Source organism: Marinobacter sp. EVN1 (assembly GCF_000475375.1).
Lineage (GTDB): Bacteria > Pseudomonadota > Gammaproteobacteria > Pseudomonadales > Oleiphilaceae > Marinobacter > Marinobacter nauticus.
Window position 1 is genome coordinate 1 of record NZ_AXCB01000023.1, and the last position, 16842, is coordinate 16842.

Genomic DNA, 16842 nt, shown 5'->3' on the forward strand with positions numbered 1-16842 from the left:
GAACTGACTCATCCTGAGCAGCCCCGATTATAACCACCAACTTACAGAATACAAACCAACCATGCCTCATTCCTGAGGCATTCGCTGTAACGCTCAGCGTCTCTGCTGGTTGGACAACCACACACTCTGATACGGCTTCAGGGTGATTGACCCAGCCAGATCATCCACCTCCATTCCGGAGATCAAGTCTACCCAGCGATCCGTTCCGATCAGATTAATATCACTGAGCGCCACCTGCTGCACCTCGGGACTGATGTTATGGATACAGAACACCGACTGCTCCCGTCGCATGCTCTGGCGCCAGAACCCGAACAACTGCAACCCCAGGTGCAAGGTGAACTGCGTGGCGTTCGGATGGAACGCAGGTTGAGCGCGGCGTATGGCAATCAAACGCTTCAGCTCCCGGAATGCCTTGCTGTGGTGGGTCAGTGGATCTGCGAGAGTTTCCTCCAGTTGCGACAACTGCCATTGACTGCGGTTAATGGAGCGCAGGCGCCCGGTATGCTCCACCCGCGCCTGATCGTTCTCCGTGGCCAGCAAGCTGTGAATATAAAAGGCGGGAATGCCCTCGAGAGCCAGCATGATGGTATGCGCACACAGGAATCGCGCGAGCTGCCAGTGGTCAGCACCGCCTTCTGCGGTTCCTTTGAGGGCATCCCAGAGCGCAATGTTCATCTCATAGGGCTGATCCCGCCCGTCGGCCGTCCGGCGGTAGGACACCTTACCCCCAAACGACTCCATGGTGTTGATCAGGCGTTGCTTTTCATCTTCGGTCAGCAGACCATCTGTGGGCCGCAGACCAACGCCGTCGTGGGAAGCGATAAAGTTCAGATAGGTGGTGCCCAGCTGCGCCGGGGGCATACTCATCAGCCAGGTTTTCAGATGTCGGCAATTGCCGGTCACCAGCGTGTTGATCAGCAGGGGCGGCAACGAAAAGTTATAGATGGCATGGGCTTCGTTGGCATTGCCAAAATAAGTCAGGTTCTCCCGGTTAGGCACGTTGGTTTCGGTAATCACCACCGCGTCCGGCGTGTGATGTTCAATCAGCAAGCGCAGAATCTTGATCAGCTCGTGGGTTTGCTGCAGGTGAATACACGGCGTGCCCGGCTCTTTCCAGAGAAAGGCCACGGCATCCATACGGAAAATCATCACACCCCGTTCCAGGTATTGGCGGATGATCCCCGCAAACTCCAACAGTACCTGCGGGTTGGCAAAGTTCAGGTCTACCTGATCTTCACTGAAGGTGCACCACACATAGCGCTCGCCGTCGTCGGTCTGCACCGGATTGAGCAGGGGCGACGTACGTGGCCTCACTACCTGGCTGAGGTCGTCTTTCGGGTTGCCTTCAAAGAAATAGTCCTTACCCGGGTCGATGCGCTTCTTATAGTTTTCGAACCACCGGCTGCGGGCCGACATGTGGTTGATCACAAGATCGGACATCAACTTGTAGTCCCGGGCAATGGCCTCAATTTCCGGCCAGCCACCGTGACTCTCATTCACCGCCAGGTAATCCATCACCGAAAAGCCATCATCAGAGCTGAAGGGAAAAAACGGCAGTATGTGCACCGCGGAAACGGAGTCCTTAAGGCAGTCATCCAGGAAGCGCTTGAGCGTCACCAGTGGCTTCTCGTCCGATTGCTGAAGCGTATCCGCGTAGGTAATCAGCAACACATCGGTTTCGTCCCAATGGTTCTGGTGGGCCGGTGGGGCGTCGGCATTGGGCGCCAGCCCCATGGTGGCCAGTAACTGCTCCGCCAGAAAGTCACAATCTACCGAGGGATAGACGACCTCGAGCATACCTTGCAGCTTGCTCTTCAGTGGCTGAATCATGGCCGATATTCCTGATTGTCCAGTTCAACAGCCTCCAGCAGTTGCTCACGAATGTCCGGAATGGCACTGGTCACCCGGTTCCAGCTGGGGATGAAGGGGGTGTCCATGGGGTTATCCAGGAAGTAGGCACCGGCGCGCATCACATTCTGGGCAAACAATTCCACCGCCTTTTCTTCCTTGTGCCGATCAAAGCCGAGCCCGTTGATCACGGCGTCGTTCTGATAGGTTTCCACAAAATCCAGAGCAATACGGAAATAGGTCGCCTTGATGGTGCGGAACTTTTCATTGGAGAACACTTCGCCATTGGTGGCCAGCTTTCGGAACAGGGCCTTGGCGATATCCACGCTCATTTTGGACAGCCCTCGGCTGGCATCCTCCGGCGAGAGATCCTGATGCTTGTGATCGTAGACATCAGCAATATCCACCTGGCACAGGCGATTGGTGGCGTAGTTTCGTTTCATCTCCGAGAGCACACCAATCTCGAGCCCCCAGTCACTGGGAATGCGCAGGTCATTGATAACATCTGTGCGGAACGAGAATTCTCCGGCCAGGGGATAGCGGTAGCTGTCGAGGTAGTCGAGAAAATCGTTCGGGCCGCAGACTTTTTTCAGGGCACGGATCAACGGGGTTACCAGCAGACGACTGACACGGCCATTCATCTTGCTGTCGGCGACCCGGGCGTAATAGCCCTTACAGAACATGTAGTTGAATCCAGGGTTGGCCACCGGGTAAATCAACCGTGCCAGCAGGTCCCGCGAGTAGGTCAGGATATCGCAATCATGCAACGCCACCGATTTGCTCACCCCGGAGGCCAGGACATAACCGAAGCAATACCAGACATTCCGCCCCTTACCCATTTCAGTTGGGGCCAGGCCCTGCTCGCGAAGCTTGAGGTCGATGGCCCGCAAACGCGGCCCATCGTTCCACAGTACCTTGAACGGCTGAGGCAGTTCGGAGAAGTACTCCAATGCGTGCCGGTATTGTGCTTCATCGGCACGATCGAGCCCGATCACGATTTCTTCCAGGTAAGGCACCTTTGCCAGCTCCTGGACAATGTGTTTCAGGGCGGGGCCTTCCAGCTCTGAATACAGCGACGGCAACACCAGTGACATGGGCCGCGCTTTACGGAACTGAAGCAGATCGGCCTCGATGTCTTCTACCGGTCGTCGCACAAGATTGTGCAGGGTCGTTACTATGCCATTCTGGTAAAAGTCGCCCATGGCGCCTCTCCTTTACTTTTGGCCACACCAGGCGGCCTAGTAGCCGTACTCAAAAAGAAGATTGAGTACGCATTCGTTCCAACCCTCCGGGCCGGGCTTCAGGGAGCGCATGGGGTGCTTCTGCGATGGTAACTGGACCTGATCGCTGTTCACCCCGCGAATCACCACCGGGATATCCGCGGCCTCCAGCATGCGCTGGTCGTTCGGGCTGTCGCCCAATGCGATGGTGACTAGCGGCTCGCCCCGATAGTGCTCCCGGTATTGCTCCAGCAAAAAGCGGGCCCCCTCGGCTTTGTCGAAGCGCCCCATGGCGTGCCAGAAACGCCCCCCCTGCACCAGACGGAGCCCCTCACGCCCCAGTGCCGCACTGAATTGGTCCAGCTCCGGGTCACTGCCTTGCCAGATCAGCGGCTCCGTACCCAGGCGCTGCCGGGCCCGAGAGGCCTCCACCTCATCCAGGCCCGCAACCTCCGCCAGTTCCGCATCCGCCATATCCGAAAAGCCCCGAAACTGTGCACCTGCCTTTCTCTGCACCATAAGCGTGCGAAGGACCTGCTGGTGATCTGCTCCAAAATTCATCACCTGTTCTTCGGTGCGGCCCAGACAGCCCGCCGGGATAACCGCCGCCGCACCGTTCTCGACGATAAAGGGGGCCCGTATGCCCATCGCGTTTTGCAGATGGCGCATCTCGGCGGCGGTTTTACTGGAGTTAAAAATCAAGGGGATACCGTTAGCGGCCAACTTTGCCATGGCCGGCGATGCGGCCCGCCAGCTGTAGCTGTGATGGTCCAGCAAGGTGCCGTCCAGGTCGGTGAAAACTATCAGGTGTGGTTGCATTTGGTTCACCTGCTCTGCAATCTGTTGTTAGGCTTCAACCCTATACATACGCAGTATTCATACCAAAGCCAGGTCGTTTTATGAGCAACAACAGCTTTCAGGTGGAACATCGCTACCTGGAATTACCGGACAGCTTCTACAGCCGGGTACAGCCATCCCCCCTTTCTGAACCGCGCATGGTTTGCTTTAACCAGGCCCTGGCCAGCGATATGGGATTTCTGGTGCGGGATGAAAATGACTGGGCGGCCATTGGTGCCGGCGCCGAACTCCTGGAGGGGATGGACCCGGTCGCCATGAAGTACACCGGGCATCAGTTCGGCATGTATAACCCGGAACTGGGCGATGGCAGAGGCCTCTTGCTCTGGGAAACCGTGGGGCCAGACGGCACCCGCTGGGACTGGCACCTGAAAGGGGCAGGCACCACGCCCTACTCCCGCTTCGGCGATGGCCGGGCAGTACTCCGGTCAACCATTCGTGAATATCTGTGCAGTGAAGCCATGCATGGCCTGGGAATACCCACCACCCGGGCGCTGTTCATGATCAGCGCCAAAGACCCGGTGCGCCGGGAGTCCATCGAGACCGCCGCCGCTTTGATGCGGGTAGCGAAAAGCCACATCCGGTTTGGCCACTTCGAGTTTGCAGCCCACCATGAAGGGCCGGACGCCCTGAAAACATTGCTAGAGCATGTGATTGCCCTGCACTTCCCTCACCTGATCAGCTTGCCGGAGGACCAACGCTACGCCCGCTGGTTTGAGGAAGTGGTGGAACGCACCGCCAGACTAATCGCGAAATGGCAGGCCGTTGGCTTCTGCCATGGGGTGATGAACAGCGACAATATGTCGATTATCGGTGACACTTTTGACTATGGCCCCTTCGCCTTCCTGGACGATTTCGACGCCGGCTTCGTTTGCAATCACTCCGATCACGAAGGCCGCTATGCCTACAACCGCCAGCCCCAGGTAGGCTTTATCAACTGTCAGTACCTGGCCAATGCGTTGTTGCCGATCATGGACGAGGATACCGTTCGCCGGGGAATTCGACGCTATGAAACCGCCTACAACGAGCATTTCAAACACCAGATGCTTGCCAAACTGGGGCTGGAGGAAGCGGAGGAGTCAGATATGGGCCTGATCATGGACACCTTCAGCATGCTCCACGAACACCGCGTGGACTACACCCGGTTTTTCCGCGGCCTGTCCAACCTGCACGGCCATGGCACCGCGCCGGTTCGTGATCTGTTCGCAGACCGCAGCGTGGCAGACGAGTGGCTGGAACGTTACGAAGCCAGACTACAGAAGGAAACCCGTGGCCACGATGAACGGGAATACGCCATGCGCCGGGTAAACCCGAAGTACATTCTGCGCAACTACCTGGCCCAGCAAGTCATCCTGGAGGCGCAGAACGGCGACTATGAGCCAATGAAGGAACTGCTCAAGGTGTTGGAAAAGCCCTTTGATGAGCAACCCGAGTATGAGAAATACGCTGCCCTGCCACCGGATTGGGGGAAACATCTGAACATCAGCTGCTCTTCCTGAACGGCCGCTATTTCACCAGGGCATCTTCCTCATGTTTGACGGGCGCCAGCGCATCCAGCCTGGCGCCGTGTCGCATCATAAACAGCACCAGAAGAATCGCAGGCACGCCCATCAACCCCGCAATCAGGAAGAACTCGGCGTAGCCAAAGTTCGCCACTACAATCCCGGAAAAGCCCCCCAGGAACTTGCCCGGCAGCGTCATCAGCGAGCTGAACAAGGCATACTGGGTGGCGGTGAACGAGGCACTGGTCATGCTGGACAGCCAGGCAATCAGCGCCACGTTGGCAATACCGCCACTGAGGTTATCGGCACTCACCACCAAGGCCAGCGCCGCGATATCCGGTGGTTGCTGGGCTAGCAGCACGAATAGAAGATTGGTTGCCGCCGTCATGACGGCACCTGCCAGCAGTATCCGGCGCACGCCATAGCGCACCACCAGCACCCCACCGACCATGGAGCCAACAATGGTCATAAAAAACCCGAACACCTTGGTGACATCGGCCACCTGGGTTTTACTGAAACCCATAAAATCCAGATAGAACGGATTGGCCATCACCCCCATGGCAATATCCGAAATGCGATACACCGCCACCAGCACCAGAATGGCCACCGCCAGCTCCCGATACCGACGGAAGAAGTCCAGAAACGGGCCAGCCACCGCGGCATAGAACCAGCCAGTTAACCTGGCCAGGCGTTCCGGCAGGTGGCTTCGTTTCTCCACCTCTTCCTCAATTCGATGGGCAATGTCCTGCGCAGCCGCAAAATGGTTTACTTCCGGCTCTTTCACGATCAGCACCGTCAGGGCACCCACACCCACCAGCGCTGCCATTACCTGGTACGACACTTCCCAGGACCAGAATTCCGCCACATACAGTGCACCGGCGCCAGCCACCAGCAACGCCAGCCGATAACCAAAGATGTATGTGGCCGCTAACGCCGCCTGCAGACGCTCCTGAGCAATCTCAATGCGATAGGCATCAATGGCCACATCCTGCGTGGCGGAGGAAAAAGCCACCAACAATCCGAACAACGCCAGTGTCTCCGGAGCCGCCAGGGCGTTCGTCTGGGACATCAGGTACAACCCGGTGGCAATGCCCGCCTGGGCCAGCAGAATCCAGCTGCGGCGCTTGCCAAATAAACGGTCCAGCACCGGCAGTTTCAGCCGATCCACCACCGGTGCCCAGAACACCTTGATGGAATAGGTAATGCCAAGCCAGCTGAAAAAACCGATGGTGGCGGTCTCCACCCCAACGTCTGCCAGGCGGGCATTGAGGGTGGAAAACACCAGCAGAAAGGGCAGCCCCGCCGAGAACCCGAGAAACAACATGGCAATCACTTGCCAGCGGGTGTAGGTGTAGGCGGTATCCCGAATCAGGGCTACAACATTGGGGGGAAGATAAATAAGAGCCTCTCCGAATCAGTCGCGAAAGTTGTTGAACTGCAGCGGGATGTCCAGTTCTGCCTCACGCAACATGGCAATGGCTTCCTGCAGGTCGTCCCGTTTCTTGCCGGTAACCCGTACCTTGTCGCCCTGAATGCTGGCCTGCACTTTCATCTTCTGCTCTTTGATCATCTTCACGATCTTCTTGGCCATGTCCGTTTCAATACCCTGCTTCAGGGTGAAATGCTGCTTCACCAGCTTGCCCGCTTTGCTTTCGCCATCTTCCGACAGGGCACGGGTGTCGATGTTGCGCTTGGCAAAGGCCATTCGCATCATGTCCACCAGTTGCTCCAACTGGAACTCCTGCTCGGCGCTCAAAGTCAGGCGCTTGTCCTCCAGCTCGATGTCCGCCTCAACATTCTTGAAATCCCAGCGGTTACCCAGTTCACGCTTGGCCTGATCCACCGCGTTGGTAACTTCGTGCATTTCGATTTCTGAAACAATGTCAAAAGAAGGCATAGTCGTTATTCTCCAAAGGCCACGGAGGGGTATACTGTGGCGACAATTTGATTACGGATGTTCGAAACCGCCAAGAATACCAAGAGCTGTGGCGAACCGCATCTGACAATGGACTGGTAAGAAGTAGATAAATAATGCCAAACCTCGATCTTCCCATTCTCGTAGTAGACGACGCCAAATTCAGCAGTATGGTGGTGGGCCGTACGCTGCGAAATGCCGGATACCGCGACATACGCATCGCCAACAACGCACCGGCTGCCCTGAAACTCATGGAACAACGCCCGGTCAGCGTACTGATTGCAGACTGGCTGATGCCGGAAATGGACGGCCTGCAGCTGACCGACCAGGTTCGCCAGCAAGACGAGCAGAACAACCACTACACCTATGTGATTCTGCTCACCGCCCGCGAGAGCGTGGAAGCCTTGTCGGAAGCGTTCGACCGGGGTGTGGACGACTTCATCTACAAATCAGACATGACCAAACAGCTCATCCCTCGCATCTTTGCGGCGGACCGCATGGCAGACCGGCAGAACACCCTGCTGCGCGCCAACGCGCTGCTGGTGGAGAACAACCGGGAACTGGAATCCAGCAACATCATTGATCTGGAAACCGGGCTGACCAACAACAAATACGCGCGTCAGCGCTTGCAGAAAACCCTGCGCCACGCCGAATCCCGGGGCGGGTCAACCGCCTACGTCATGTGCGGCATCCGTAACTGGCAAGAGCTGAAGCGCAAACATCCGCCCAGCGTGATGAGCGAACTGTCGATCGGCATCGCCCGGCGCCTGAGCACATTGATTCGCCCGATTGATGCCCTGTGTCGGGTGGGTGATAACCAGTTTGCGATTGTCTCCTACTTTCCCAACAGTGATCACTGCACCACCACCGCGTTCCGGCGCATTTTTGACGGCATCAACCACAAAGCCCTGAAAACCACCGCCGGCTTCATCTCTGTGGAGGCCGGTATGGCCCTGTGCAAAGCCGATGCCCAGGACGGCACGCCAACAGTGCAGGATTTGGAGCGCGCAGCCGTGCAAGGATTGGTAGATGCCTATGAAACCCGTCGTTTCACCGAAACCACCCCGGAGATACGGGAAGGTGTGTAGCGATCACAAACAGTAACACTGGGACACACTTCACAAACAGACAGGAAAGGCGATCAGGCTTATTCTGACATTGTGGAATCAAGCAGTATCCACCCATGGCGGAGGAGCCGAGTAGTACCTCCGCCGCCATATGGGTACCGCAGGTGGATTCCTCAGGATCAACGAATTTTTCAGGCACTTTCGTTCTTTCCGAATTTCTTAAGCCAGCTTTTATAAGCTGGCTTTTTTATTGCCTGCGAAAATCCCCCGGCGTCTTACCCGTCGCGGCCTTGAACTTTCGGTGAAACGACGTGGTTTCGCTGTAGCCCAGGCGCAAGGCAATATCCGGAATACTCATGTCGGTATTCTGCAAATAGTCCTCCGCCATCTGCTGGCGCACCTCATCCAGCAATTTCTGGTACGACACCCCTTCCTGACTCAGCTTTCGCTGTAAGGTACGGCTGGTCATCCCAAGATCCTCGGCGACCATATCCTGACGGGTAATGCCCTCGGCGAGCTGTTTCTGGATGCTTTGCTTTACCTTGCTGGTCAGATCCGTGTCGGTGTCGAGCAACGCCAACTGAGACAATGCGTGTGCTTCCAGGGTTTTTCGCAATAGCGGGTCTGGCTGACGCAGGCGGGTTGCGAGCAGTGCCTGAGCAAAGGTGACACTGTCCTCCTCTGCATCAAACTGTACAGGGCATTGCCAGCGCAAAGCATAGGCCTTCTCATGCTCCGGGCCGGGAGAAGGCCGCCTCAGGCGAACTTCCAGCGGCGTGGCGTCCGTGCTGTCTGCCAGCCATCGCGCATAGTTGATCCAGGAGGCAAAGACATTGTCCACCACCTGGGGCCACACCACAGGATCGGTAAAATTGCAGGTCCAGATCAATGTCGCGGAATCGCCCTTCATCTTGAGGCGGGTGGTACCCATATCCCCCACCAGCTTCTCATAGGGCGCAATACGGGTAACCGCTTCCCCCAACGTGGCGCAGCTCATGGTGATGTAACCCAGCACACTGTAGGAACCGGGTTGCACATAGTCGCCGGTCTCCAGTCCCAATACCGGGTTACCGGTATGTTCGGCCAGCAGGTGAATAAATGCCTGGAGCTGTTCACCGCCGATTCGGCCCTCATCGGAATCCAGGATCTCCGGCTTCAAACCCGCCTTTTCAAACAGCGGATCAACCGCGATACCTTTGGCATCGGCGTAGCGAACATACTGCCGCAAAGCGGCGACGGAAGCTGTGCCCAACGCATTCATGGTGATGACTTTCGTTGTTGGAATTGTTTGAAAAGTATAAACAAAAACGCCCGGTTATGAACCGGGCGTTTTCAGGGCATCAACAAACCATCAAAGCTTGCGGCCTTTGCCAGCGGCAATCCGCAGGCGCAGCGCGTTCAGCTTGATAAAGCCTTCCGCATCTTTCTGATCGTAAGCACCCTGGTCTTCTTCGAAGGTGGCGATCTTCTCATCGAACAGAGAATCGTCAGACTTACGGCCGACCACGTCTACATTGCCCTTGTAAAGCTTCAGGCGAACGGTGCCGTTCACGTAGTTCTGGGTCTGGTCGATCAGCGCCTGAAGAGCCTCACGCTCCGGGGACCACCAGTAACCGTTGTAGATCACCTCAGCATAGCGCGGCATCAGGCTGTCCTTCAGGTGTGCCACTTCACGGTCCAGAGTAATGGACTCGATGGCGCGGTGGGCGCGCAGCATGATGGTACCACCCGGAGTTTCGTAACAGCCGCGGGACTTCATGCCCACGTAGCGGTTCTCGACGATGTCCAGGCGGCCAATACCATTTTCACCGGCCAGCTTGTTCAGGGTTTCCAGCACCACGTGGGGCTTCATTTCCTGACCATCAACGGCAACGATGTCGCCTTTCCTGTAGGTGAGCTCCACGTAAGTGGGCTTGTCCGGCGCGGCTTCCGGAGATACGCTCCAACGCCACATGTCTTCCTCGGCTTCCGCCCAGGGGTCTTCCAGGTTGATGCCTTCGTAGGAGATGTGCAGCAGGTTGGCGTCCATGGAATACGGGCTCTTGCCCTTCTTCATTTCCACGGGGATGTTGCGCTCTTCACAATACTTGAGCAGCTTTTCGCGGGAGTTCAGATCCCACTCACGCCAGGGAGCGATCACCTTCACGCCTGGCTTCAGGGCATAGGCGCCAAGCTCAAAACGAACCTGGTCGTTACCTTTACCGGTAGCACCGTGAGAGATGGCGTCTGCACCCGTCTCGTTGGCAATGTCGATCAGGCGCTTGGCAATCAGCGGGCGGGCGATAGAGGTACCCAGCAGGTACTCGCCTTCGTAGATGGTATTGGCGCGGAACATCGGGAACACGTAATCGCGCACAAACTCCTCGCGCAGGTCCTCGATGTAGATTTCCTTAACGCCCAGCGCTTCGGCTTTCGCACGCGCCGGCTCCACTTCCTCGCCCTGGCCAATATCGGCGGTAAAGGTTACCACCTCACAGTTATAGGTATCCTGCAACCACCGAACGATGACGGAAGTATCCAGGCCACCGGAATAGGCCAGCACCACCTTTTTAATATCAGACATGCCCTTGCTCCAGACTGAACAGAATGGATGTGTTGAAAAGAAGGGCAACATTGTACGGGATGGCGGGGGGAATGGCTATAAAGCCCCTACCCTGCCAAAGGATAGGGGCGCCATGGGAGGTAATTGTGCGAAGTTAGCCAGCGGCCTGGGATTGCTGGTTTACCACCTCTTCGCGGATGCCGTCCCAGCCTTCTTTGATTGAACGAAGCAGTTCAATCACTTCATCCAATTTCGCAATATCATTCTTGGCGTTGGCCTGCGACAAAGCACGCTCCATATAGTCATAAAGCGCCTCTAGTCGCACCGCTAAGTCGCCACCGTTATCAAAATCCAGGAAACCGCGCAGTCCTCCAATAATTTCAAGAGCCTTGCAAATGAGCTTGCCCTTGCCCTCAAAGTCCCTTGCCTGAATCCTTGCCTTTGCCATGTTTATGCGCTCAATGGCTCCGCTGTAAAGCAGCTGAATCAGTTTGTGCGGGTCTGCATCAGTGATACTGGTTTGGGTGTTTACGCGCTGGTATGCCTGTAAACCGTTCATAATCAACCTCTTTCCGCGATATTCTTTGTCGTTTTAGGGACGACAGAAATCAAACTTTCGCCTTTAATTACCGCTACTATTCTGCGGTGCCAAAGCTGCCAATTGCTGCTGTACATAATTGCCAGTACTTTGAATCTGAGAAATCAACTGATCTGCCGCAGAAAATTGCCGAATCAACCTTTCCTCATAACTAGCAATCCGGTCATCTAGCTCAAAACGCTCATCTTCAATACGTTCAAGTGTCTTGCTGAGACCTTCTGTTCGGTTTGCCAGCGTGCCGTCACTGGCCAAAAACTTTTCAACCGAATCCACCATCTGGCGTGCAATTCCGTCCCCACTTTCCGACTCAGAAAAAAGCGCCGTCACCTCATCAGGATTAGCTTTTAGCTGCTCTTTGAACTTAGTCTGATCAAATTCAAGCTTACCACTGCTCGGATCCGTCGTGATGCCAATATCTGCCAACATACGAACCGGCGAATCTTCCAGCCCCGTCGGAACTGACGTCAGCATTTGGCGCAACTCGCTCTGAATGGCACGGATCGCCGAATCACCATTCAAAACCCCGCCTCTTTCAGAGGCAGGGTTGTATCCGGCAACACTTTTAACCTGATCTTGGAGCGTATTGAACTTGTCGACGAAGGCCTGCACCCGGCCAGTCACCTCATCAGGATCTTGAGCAATTTTAACCGTTGAGGTTCCAGTTTCCGTCAGAGTGAAAGTGACACCATCAACAACCCCCTCGACAGTGTTGCTCGACCGCGTCACTTCAATACCGTTGATATCCAAAATCGCATCTTTAGCAGCTACGGTTTGCTCCATATTAGAAGTAACGCCATCAAAGACAAACTGAGACAAACCACTCATGTCGATGTCATTACTATCGTTATCTGTCACCGAAATCGAGACCTCATTGGCGGTACCAGATTCATCCGACGACATTACCAATCTATAACCACTACCGGTGTCCACGATACCCGCAGAAACTCCGGCATTTGCACCGTTAATGGCTTCAGCGATTCCCTCAAGAGTATTATTAGACTCGTCAATGACAATATCCGTTGCATTGCCTCCCACGTTCAAGGTCAATGTACCGGTTCCGACTGGAGTGGTATCACGATCCGTAAATTCAGTAGAAGCCAAAGACTGAGCACGAGCCAACTGTTTCACATCTAGGTTATAACTGCCCCTGCTCGCTTCAGAAGACTCAACAGTGACACGAACTACGGATTCATTCGATGAAGAAGCAGTATACGCGCTCATACTGTCAGACTTGCTCAGCGCTTCCATAGGAGAGCGCAGAGCTTCAAGAGCACTACGAATCCGTCCATAGGCAGAAATTTTTGCCTGGGTCTCAGATTCTCGCCGGTCGAGACGCATTTCAGTAGGCGCGCGCTCTGCCTCAATGAGCTGGTTAACCAGATCATTGGTAAAAATACCCGAACCGGCTCCTAACGATGAAATTGCTGCCATAAATCTGCCTCCTAAAAAGGCTTTTGCTACGACCTAGTTAACGGCCGAAGGCGGCAAAGCTTTGCCACTTTCTCAACGATTTAATGTTACAGTTCGTAACGACAAAACCAGCTATAAACAAAATCACCGCCGGATCCTTGCGGATGCGGCGGCGCTGAACAACCGTAACCCAATGCCGGCCAGCGGCAAAAAATCACACCTTCACATTGAATAACGTCAGCGGTTCATCCTGCTGCAATTTTTCTGCCAACCTCAAAGCAACCTCATCCGGAATCTGGCGAATAACTTCTTGAGTCTGTTGATCAACTACCTTGACGATGGCTTGCCCTCGTTCGCTATCCACCTCGAACTGCAAGTCCCTGCTGACCGACTGCACGTAATCGTTCAACTGAGACACTGCCTCATCCAATTGCCCGGCCGGTTCAACAGACCTCGCCATCACTTTGCCTGCCCCGGGCGACTCCTGGGGCTTAAGCGACTCGATCCGCGACGCTTGCTCAACTGATGAGGCTACTACCTGAGCGGAGACGATACTACCGTCGTTCTGAGGCGACGCGTTTGCCCGAGCCGGAGACTGGCTACCGTAACGCACCAATTTGAGATCCGGGCTATTCAGGTTCACGTCATTCATGACTCACCTCACTTTCCTGATACGGCGCAAGCCGGCTCTCCTAGTGGAAGAGCCGACGGTTCACCGTGCTACCCCAATTACTGCAGGAGGGATAGAACCTGATTTGGCCGAGCATTAGCCTGTGCCAGCACTGAGATACCAGCCTGCTGCAATACATTGGCCTTGGCCAACTTCGCCGATTCCGAGGCAAAATCTGCGTCGAGAATCCGACTTTGTGAGGCACTCAAATTTTCAATGCTGTTGCCAAGATTAGAAATAGTGCTTTCAAAGCGGTTTTGCACAGCACCCAAAGTTCCTCGCAAACCGTTCACGGTGTCGAGAGCAGCATCAACCTGATCCAGCAGACTCTGAGCGCCTGCCACAGTTGACGCAGTCGCCGTAACACTTAATCCACTTGCCGCAACATTGATATTTGTAGCGATACTAATAGAGATACGATCAACTGCCGAGTTGTTTGCACCGACTTGGAACTGCTGCGCTGTGAAAGTTCCATCCAACAAGGCAGTTCCGTTGAACTTAGTTACAGAACCAATTCGATCTATCTCGTCTTTACGCTGACTAACTTCTTGGTTCAGAGCGATACGGTCTTTATCGCTATTCGTAGCGTTCGCAGACTGTACAGCCAGCTCACGAATTCGCTGCAAGTTGTTGGTGACTTCATCTAAAGCACCCTCAGCTGTTTGCGACAAAGAAATACCATCATTTGCGTTCCGCTGGGCAACCGTCAGACCCCGAATCTGGGCATCAAATTTGGTCGCGATCGCCAAACCTGCGGCATCATCTTTAGCGGAGTTAATCCGAAGGCCGGAGGAAAGGCGTTGCAGAGCCTGATCACCTAGATTTTGAGATTTTCCAAGCTGGTTTTGGGCGTTGATAGAGGCAACGTTGGTATTGATACCCAGAGCCATAGTATTTCCCCTTAATAACAAGTCATCACTTCGAGAAAAGGTCGTCGCCGAGAAACGCACCTTGTAGCTAGCGCGACCCTGTTATCTGACTTAACGACCGCACCAAGCGATGCTTTAGAAAAAAACGACACTCTTTTGTTAAACTTTGTAAATTGAGGCGGCTGAGTTATGACCACCCCGGCTCCTTTGACTCGAAATTCATTTTCATCCAAGGATCTTCTTCCAATCGCTCTTGCTCAGCTACAACCCCCGAAAAATGCTCGGCAACTTCATCAAGGAACTTCAACAGCCCCTCCCGCCAGGTTGTCATAAAAGCTGGCAGATCCTCATCCTCGCAGGCGAAACCATGACATAAAGCCACATGTACAAAATGCAGCACTGTTCCGCCTAAAACCCAACTTTGGTACTGCTGCGCCGCAGTAACCGGTTTTTTTTCCGTTAACCCGGAGGTTTTGGATACAAGACGGAGCGTATTCGCAAGCAAGGCCAAGTCCTTGCGGCCACGTAAACGCTCTTTTGAGATTATTTTTTTCAGAAGCGCCGCCCCCCTCTCCAATTCGCCTTCCACAGATGGCATGGCATCATCGAGGGTGGACCTGGAGATGCTCCGACTGTTGCTCTCGATTAGGTTTTCAAGGTCAGTCATCTCATCGTGAGTAAAGCGATTTACGGTTGACTCAAATTCATGTGGAGCCAACCAAAGTGCGCCCTCAACTGCAGCGCCATCTGAACAGTTGAAAACCTCTGTCTCTGGCGCCTTTCTTGCTATTTCTCGAAGAAAACCCTCAACATTGACCTTTGCTGCATAATAATCGAAGCGGGTTTGAACCACCCCAATTCCAGAGGCCGCAGGCACTGAGAAATCCTGCCTTTTAGATTCGCCTACCCACTTACGAAGCCCAGCCGCTACCTCACCGACAGCTTTTTCGCCATATACCGAATATGACGAATGATCATGAGCATTATCTACATAACCAAAATCCGTCCCGAGCATGAATATCTTTCTACAACCCAAGGTATGAAGTATCGATAACGCTGCATTTACACAGGTCGGGTTACAATTAACAAATCCGTCCTGACCAACACCAGCCAACCACGATAGAGCGCTATCAAACCTATAAAATGTGTAGGCTCGGCCAAACAACGAAGCAACCTTGGGATTGACTTCATTGCCCGCCAACAACGTGGTTTCCTTCAACAGATCACTGCCAAGTTCTGAATGAAGCTCGTAGATCATGTAATTCGGATCTAGTTCAACATGCAAATCAGGCTTTATCCCGGCGGTTAAAAGCGGCCGAAGCCCTGTACCGGCACTAACAACGACAACCCGATCCCTGATCGCCACGAGGCTGCTTAATCGTTCATCTAACGAGGGTCCACTGCCAACGATTACTACCGGCTTGTTGTGACCACTGAGGTTTCTCCGTGGAAGATACTTGATTCCAAGGCGACAGTTGGCAATTGAATTTTTTAGGCGCATCAACTCGTCGTCGTAGTTCGACCAGCTCGCAGCAACAAGCGCAAGGTCCCGACCAACATCCATAGCGACTCTCGCTAACTCAATGTCCGCTAGGTGGTTATAGTAGAGCGTTGTGTAAGGATAAAGTGGGACACTATGGGCCAAATGCCGGGATAATAGATCCCTCAATTCCATCTCGCTGGAGGCAAAACCGATCGCGAAGTTTAAGGAAAAACCTTTCTTTTGAAAGGTAGAACAGATCTTTGCCCAGTCTACGGTGAACAAGCTCAACGCAAATTTTTCAGGCTCCCTCTCCACCACAATGGCGTTGACTATTGTCGCTTGCTCAACCATCGATTCGATATGGAATCCTAAGCCACACCCCAGGAAAACAATCGAAGGAAACACGCTGCCACGCTTATAGCCTTGAAAATTTTCAGGGGTTACTGGACTCATCTCTATAATTCTTTGAATGCTACGCGCTGCAAACCTCTGTTTATTGTAAGAACTAGGCCAAGCCGGACTATACGTCAGAAACCTCCTATCCGGGCGATGGTCTTTTAAGAAGTCACGCACCTCGTCACGTGAGTATTCACGCGCAAGCCCTCGATAGCATGACCGACCATCAAACGTCATATCGACATCCTTTTCACCAGGAGTGACAACCAACTCGGCGCGGGTCAGCATCAGATTGTCAAGCATCTGATAGATGCGCGGAAGATGAACCTTGAAATAGTTGAGGTTCTTCTCCTTTCGCTGCAGGTATATGCGCGCCGGATCATCTTGATGGCTCACCATTAGGGCTATCTCCGTAAATTCCAAAAATATGTTTCAGGCTGGCATTTACTTTGCCAAAACAGGTTGTT

14 protein-coding genes are annotated in these 16842 nt (G+C 54.2%); 2 read left to right on the forward strand and 12 right to left on the reverse strand.

The genetic code is table 11. The annotated features are described in order from the left end of the window. Positions 1-93 precede the first annotated feature (93 nt). Genes Q674_RS31640 through Q674_RS31650 form a run of 3 tightly spaced genes read right to left on the reverse strand, consistent with a single transcriptional unit; the run spans position 94 to position 3887 of the window. A complete protein-coding gene (locus Q674_RS31640; protein ID WP_023008996.1) occupies positions 94-1830 on the reverse strand; it encodes an alpha-amylase family glycosyl hydrolase in 1737 nt (578 codons plus the stop codon). Beyond that, complete coding sequence (locus Q674_RS31645) at positions 1827-3050, reverse strand: glycosyl transferase (protein WP_022992716.1); 1224 nt, start codon at positions 3048-3050, stop codon at positions 1827-1829. Before Q674_RS31645 ends, Q674_RS31640 begins: the two co-directional genes overlap by 4 nt. 36 nt (positions 3051-3086) lie before the next feature. Next, entirely contained in the window at positions 3087-3887 is an 801-nt protein-coding gene (locus Q674_RS31650) for an HAD-IIB family hydrolase (RefSeq protein ID WP_023008997.1), read from the reverse strand. An 80-nt stretch (positions 3888-3967) separates the two neighbouring features. On the opposite strand from Q674_RS31650, the gene Q674_RS31655 reads away from it, so the two are divergent. Further along, positions 3968-5422: a protein adenylyltransferase SelO gene (locus Q674_RS31655; protein WP_023008998.1), complete on the forward strand. Its 1455-nt coding sequence runs from the start codon at positions 3968-3970 to the stop codon at positions 5420-5422. 7 nt (positions 5423-5429) lie between these two features. Here Q674_RS31655 and Q674_RS31660 read toward each other — a convergent pair whose 3' ends face one another. Both Q674_RS31660 and Q674_RS31665 read right to left on the reverse strand, forming a co-directional pair. Continuing rightward, a complete protein-coding gene (locus Q674_RS31660; protein WP_200865918.1) occupies positions 5430-6758 on the reverse strand; it encodes an AmpG family muropeptide MFS transporter in 1329 nt (442 codons plus the stop codon). Positions 6759-6839: 81 nt separating this feature from the next. Further along, positions 6840-7322, reverse strand: coding sequence for a YajQ family cyclic di-GMP-binding protein (locus Q674_RS31665; protein WP_011786031.1), 483 nt, complete (start codon positions 7320-7322; stop codon positions 6840-6842). A 134-nt stretch (positions 7323-7456) separates the two neighbouring features. Here Q674_RS31665 and Q674_RS31670 point away from each other — a divergent pair, with 134 nt between their 5' ends. Then, positions 7457-8428 carry a response regulator gene (locus Q674_RS31670; protein ID WP_023009000.1) on the forward strand — a complete coding sequence of 324 codons (972 nt, stop codon included), beginning with the start codon at positions 7457-7459 and terminating at the stop codon, positions 8426-8428. A 226-nt stretch (positions 8429-8654) separates the two neighbouring features. On the opposite strand, the gene Q674_RS31675 is transcribed toward Q674_RS31670, so the two are convergent. From Q674_RS31675 to Q674_RS31705, 7 genes are all read right to left on the reverse strand, one after another. Further along, the gene (locus Q674_RS31675; RefSeq protein WP_023009001.1) at positions 8655-9668 is read right to left on the reverse strand and encodes an AraC family transcriptional regulator; all 1014 of its coding nucleotides are present in this window, start codon (positions 9666-9668) and stop codon (positions 8655-8657) included. Between the two features lie 90 nt (positions 9669-9758). Continuing rightward, positions 9759-10970, reverse strand: a complete 1212-nt coding sequence (locus Q674_RS31680) for an argininosuccinate synthase (RefSeq protein ID WP_011786034.1) — start codon at positions 10968-10970, stop codon at positions 9759-9761. Positions 10971-11103: 133 nt separating this feature from the next. Beyond that, the gene (gene fliS, locus Q674_RS31685) at positions 11104-11508 is read right to left on the reverse strand and encodes a flagellar export chaperone FliS (RefSeq protein WP_023009002.1); all 405 of its coding nucleotides are present in this window, start codon (positions 11506-11508) and stop codon (positions 11104-11106) included. Between the two features lie 63 nt (positions 11509-11571). After that, the gene (gene fliD, locus Q674_RS31690; protein WP_023009003.1) at positions 11572-12978 is read right to left on the reverse strand and encodes a flagellar filament capping protein FliD; all 1407 of its coding nucleotides are present in this window, start codon (positions 12976-12978) and stop codon (positions 11572-11574) included. A gap of 193 nt (positions 12979-13171) precedes the next feature. Beyond that, positions 13172-13609 (reverse strand): flagellar protein FlaG, encoded by a 438-nt coding sequence (locus tag Q674_RS31695; protein WP_023009004.1) that lies wholly within the window; start codon positions 13607-13609, stop codon positions 13172-13174. 77 nt (positions 13610-13686) lie between these two features. After that, complete coding sequence (locus Q674_RS31700) at positions 13687-14517, reverse strand: flagellin (RefSeq protein WP_023009005.1); 831 nt, start codon at positions 14515-14517, stop codon at positions 13687-13689. Positions 14518-14683: 166 nt separating this feature from the next. After that, positions 14684-16798: a 6-hydroxymethylpterin diphosphokinase MptE-like protein gene (locus Q674_RS31705; RefSeq protein WP_152526073.1), complete on the reverse strand. Its 2115-nt coding sequence runs from the start codon at positions 16796-16798 to the stop codon at positions 14684-14686. Between the last annotated feature and the right edge of the window lie 44 nt (positions 16799-16842).

Excerpts from the sequence above, each read along its gene's own strand:
- Q674_RS31640 (WP_023008996.1), bottom strand. The coding sequence starts at position 1,830 with ATGATTCAGCCACTGAAGAGCAAGCTGCAAGGTATGCTCGAGGTCGTC.
- Q674_RS31645 (WP_022992716.1), bottom strand. The coding sequence starts at position 3,050 with ATGGGCGACTTTTACCAGAATGGCATAGTAACGACCCTGCACAATCTT.
- Q674_RS31650 (WP_023008997.1), bottom strand. The coding sequence starts at position 3,887 with ATGCAACCACACCTGATAGTTTTCACCGACCTGGACGGCACCTTGCTG.
- Q674_RS31655 (WP_023008998.1), top strand. The coding sequence starts at position 3,968 with ATGAGCAACAACAGCTTTCAGGTGGAACATCGCTACCTGGAATTACCG.
- Q674_RS31665 (WP_011786031.1), bottom strand. The coding sequence starts at position 7,322 with ATGCCTTCTTTTGACATTGTTTCAGAAATCGAAATGCACGAAGTTACC.
- Q674_RS31670 (WP_023009000.1), top strand. The coding sequence starts at position 7,457 with ATGCCAAACCTCGATCTTCCCATTCTCGTAGTAGACGACGCCAAATTC.
- Q674_RS31675 (WP_023009001.1), bottom strand. The coding sequence starts at position 9,668 with ATGAATGCGTTGGGCACAGCTTCCGTCGCCGCTTTGCGGCAGTATGTT.
- Q674_RS31680 (WP_011786034.1), bottom strand. The coding sequence starts at position 10,970 with ATGTCTGATATTAAAAAGGTGGTGCTGGCCTATTCCGGTGGCCTGGAT.
- fliS (WP_023009002.1), bottom strand. The coding sequence starts at position 11,508 with ATGAACGGTTTACAGGCATACCAGCGCGTAAACACCCAAACCAGTATC.
- fliD (WP_023009003.1), bottom strand. The coding sequence starts at position 12,978 with ATGGCAGCAATTTCATCGTTAGGAGCCGGTTCGGGTATTTTTACCAAT.
- Q674_RS31695 (WP_023009004.1), bottom strand. The coding sequence starts at position 13,609 with ATGAATGACGTGAACCTGAATAGCCCGGATCTCAAATTGGTGCGTTAC.
- Q674_RS31700 (WP_023009005.1), bottom strand. The coding sequence starts at position 14,517 with ATGGCTCTGGGTATCAATACCAACGTTGCCTCTATCAACGCCCAAAAC.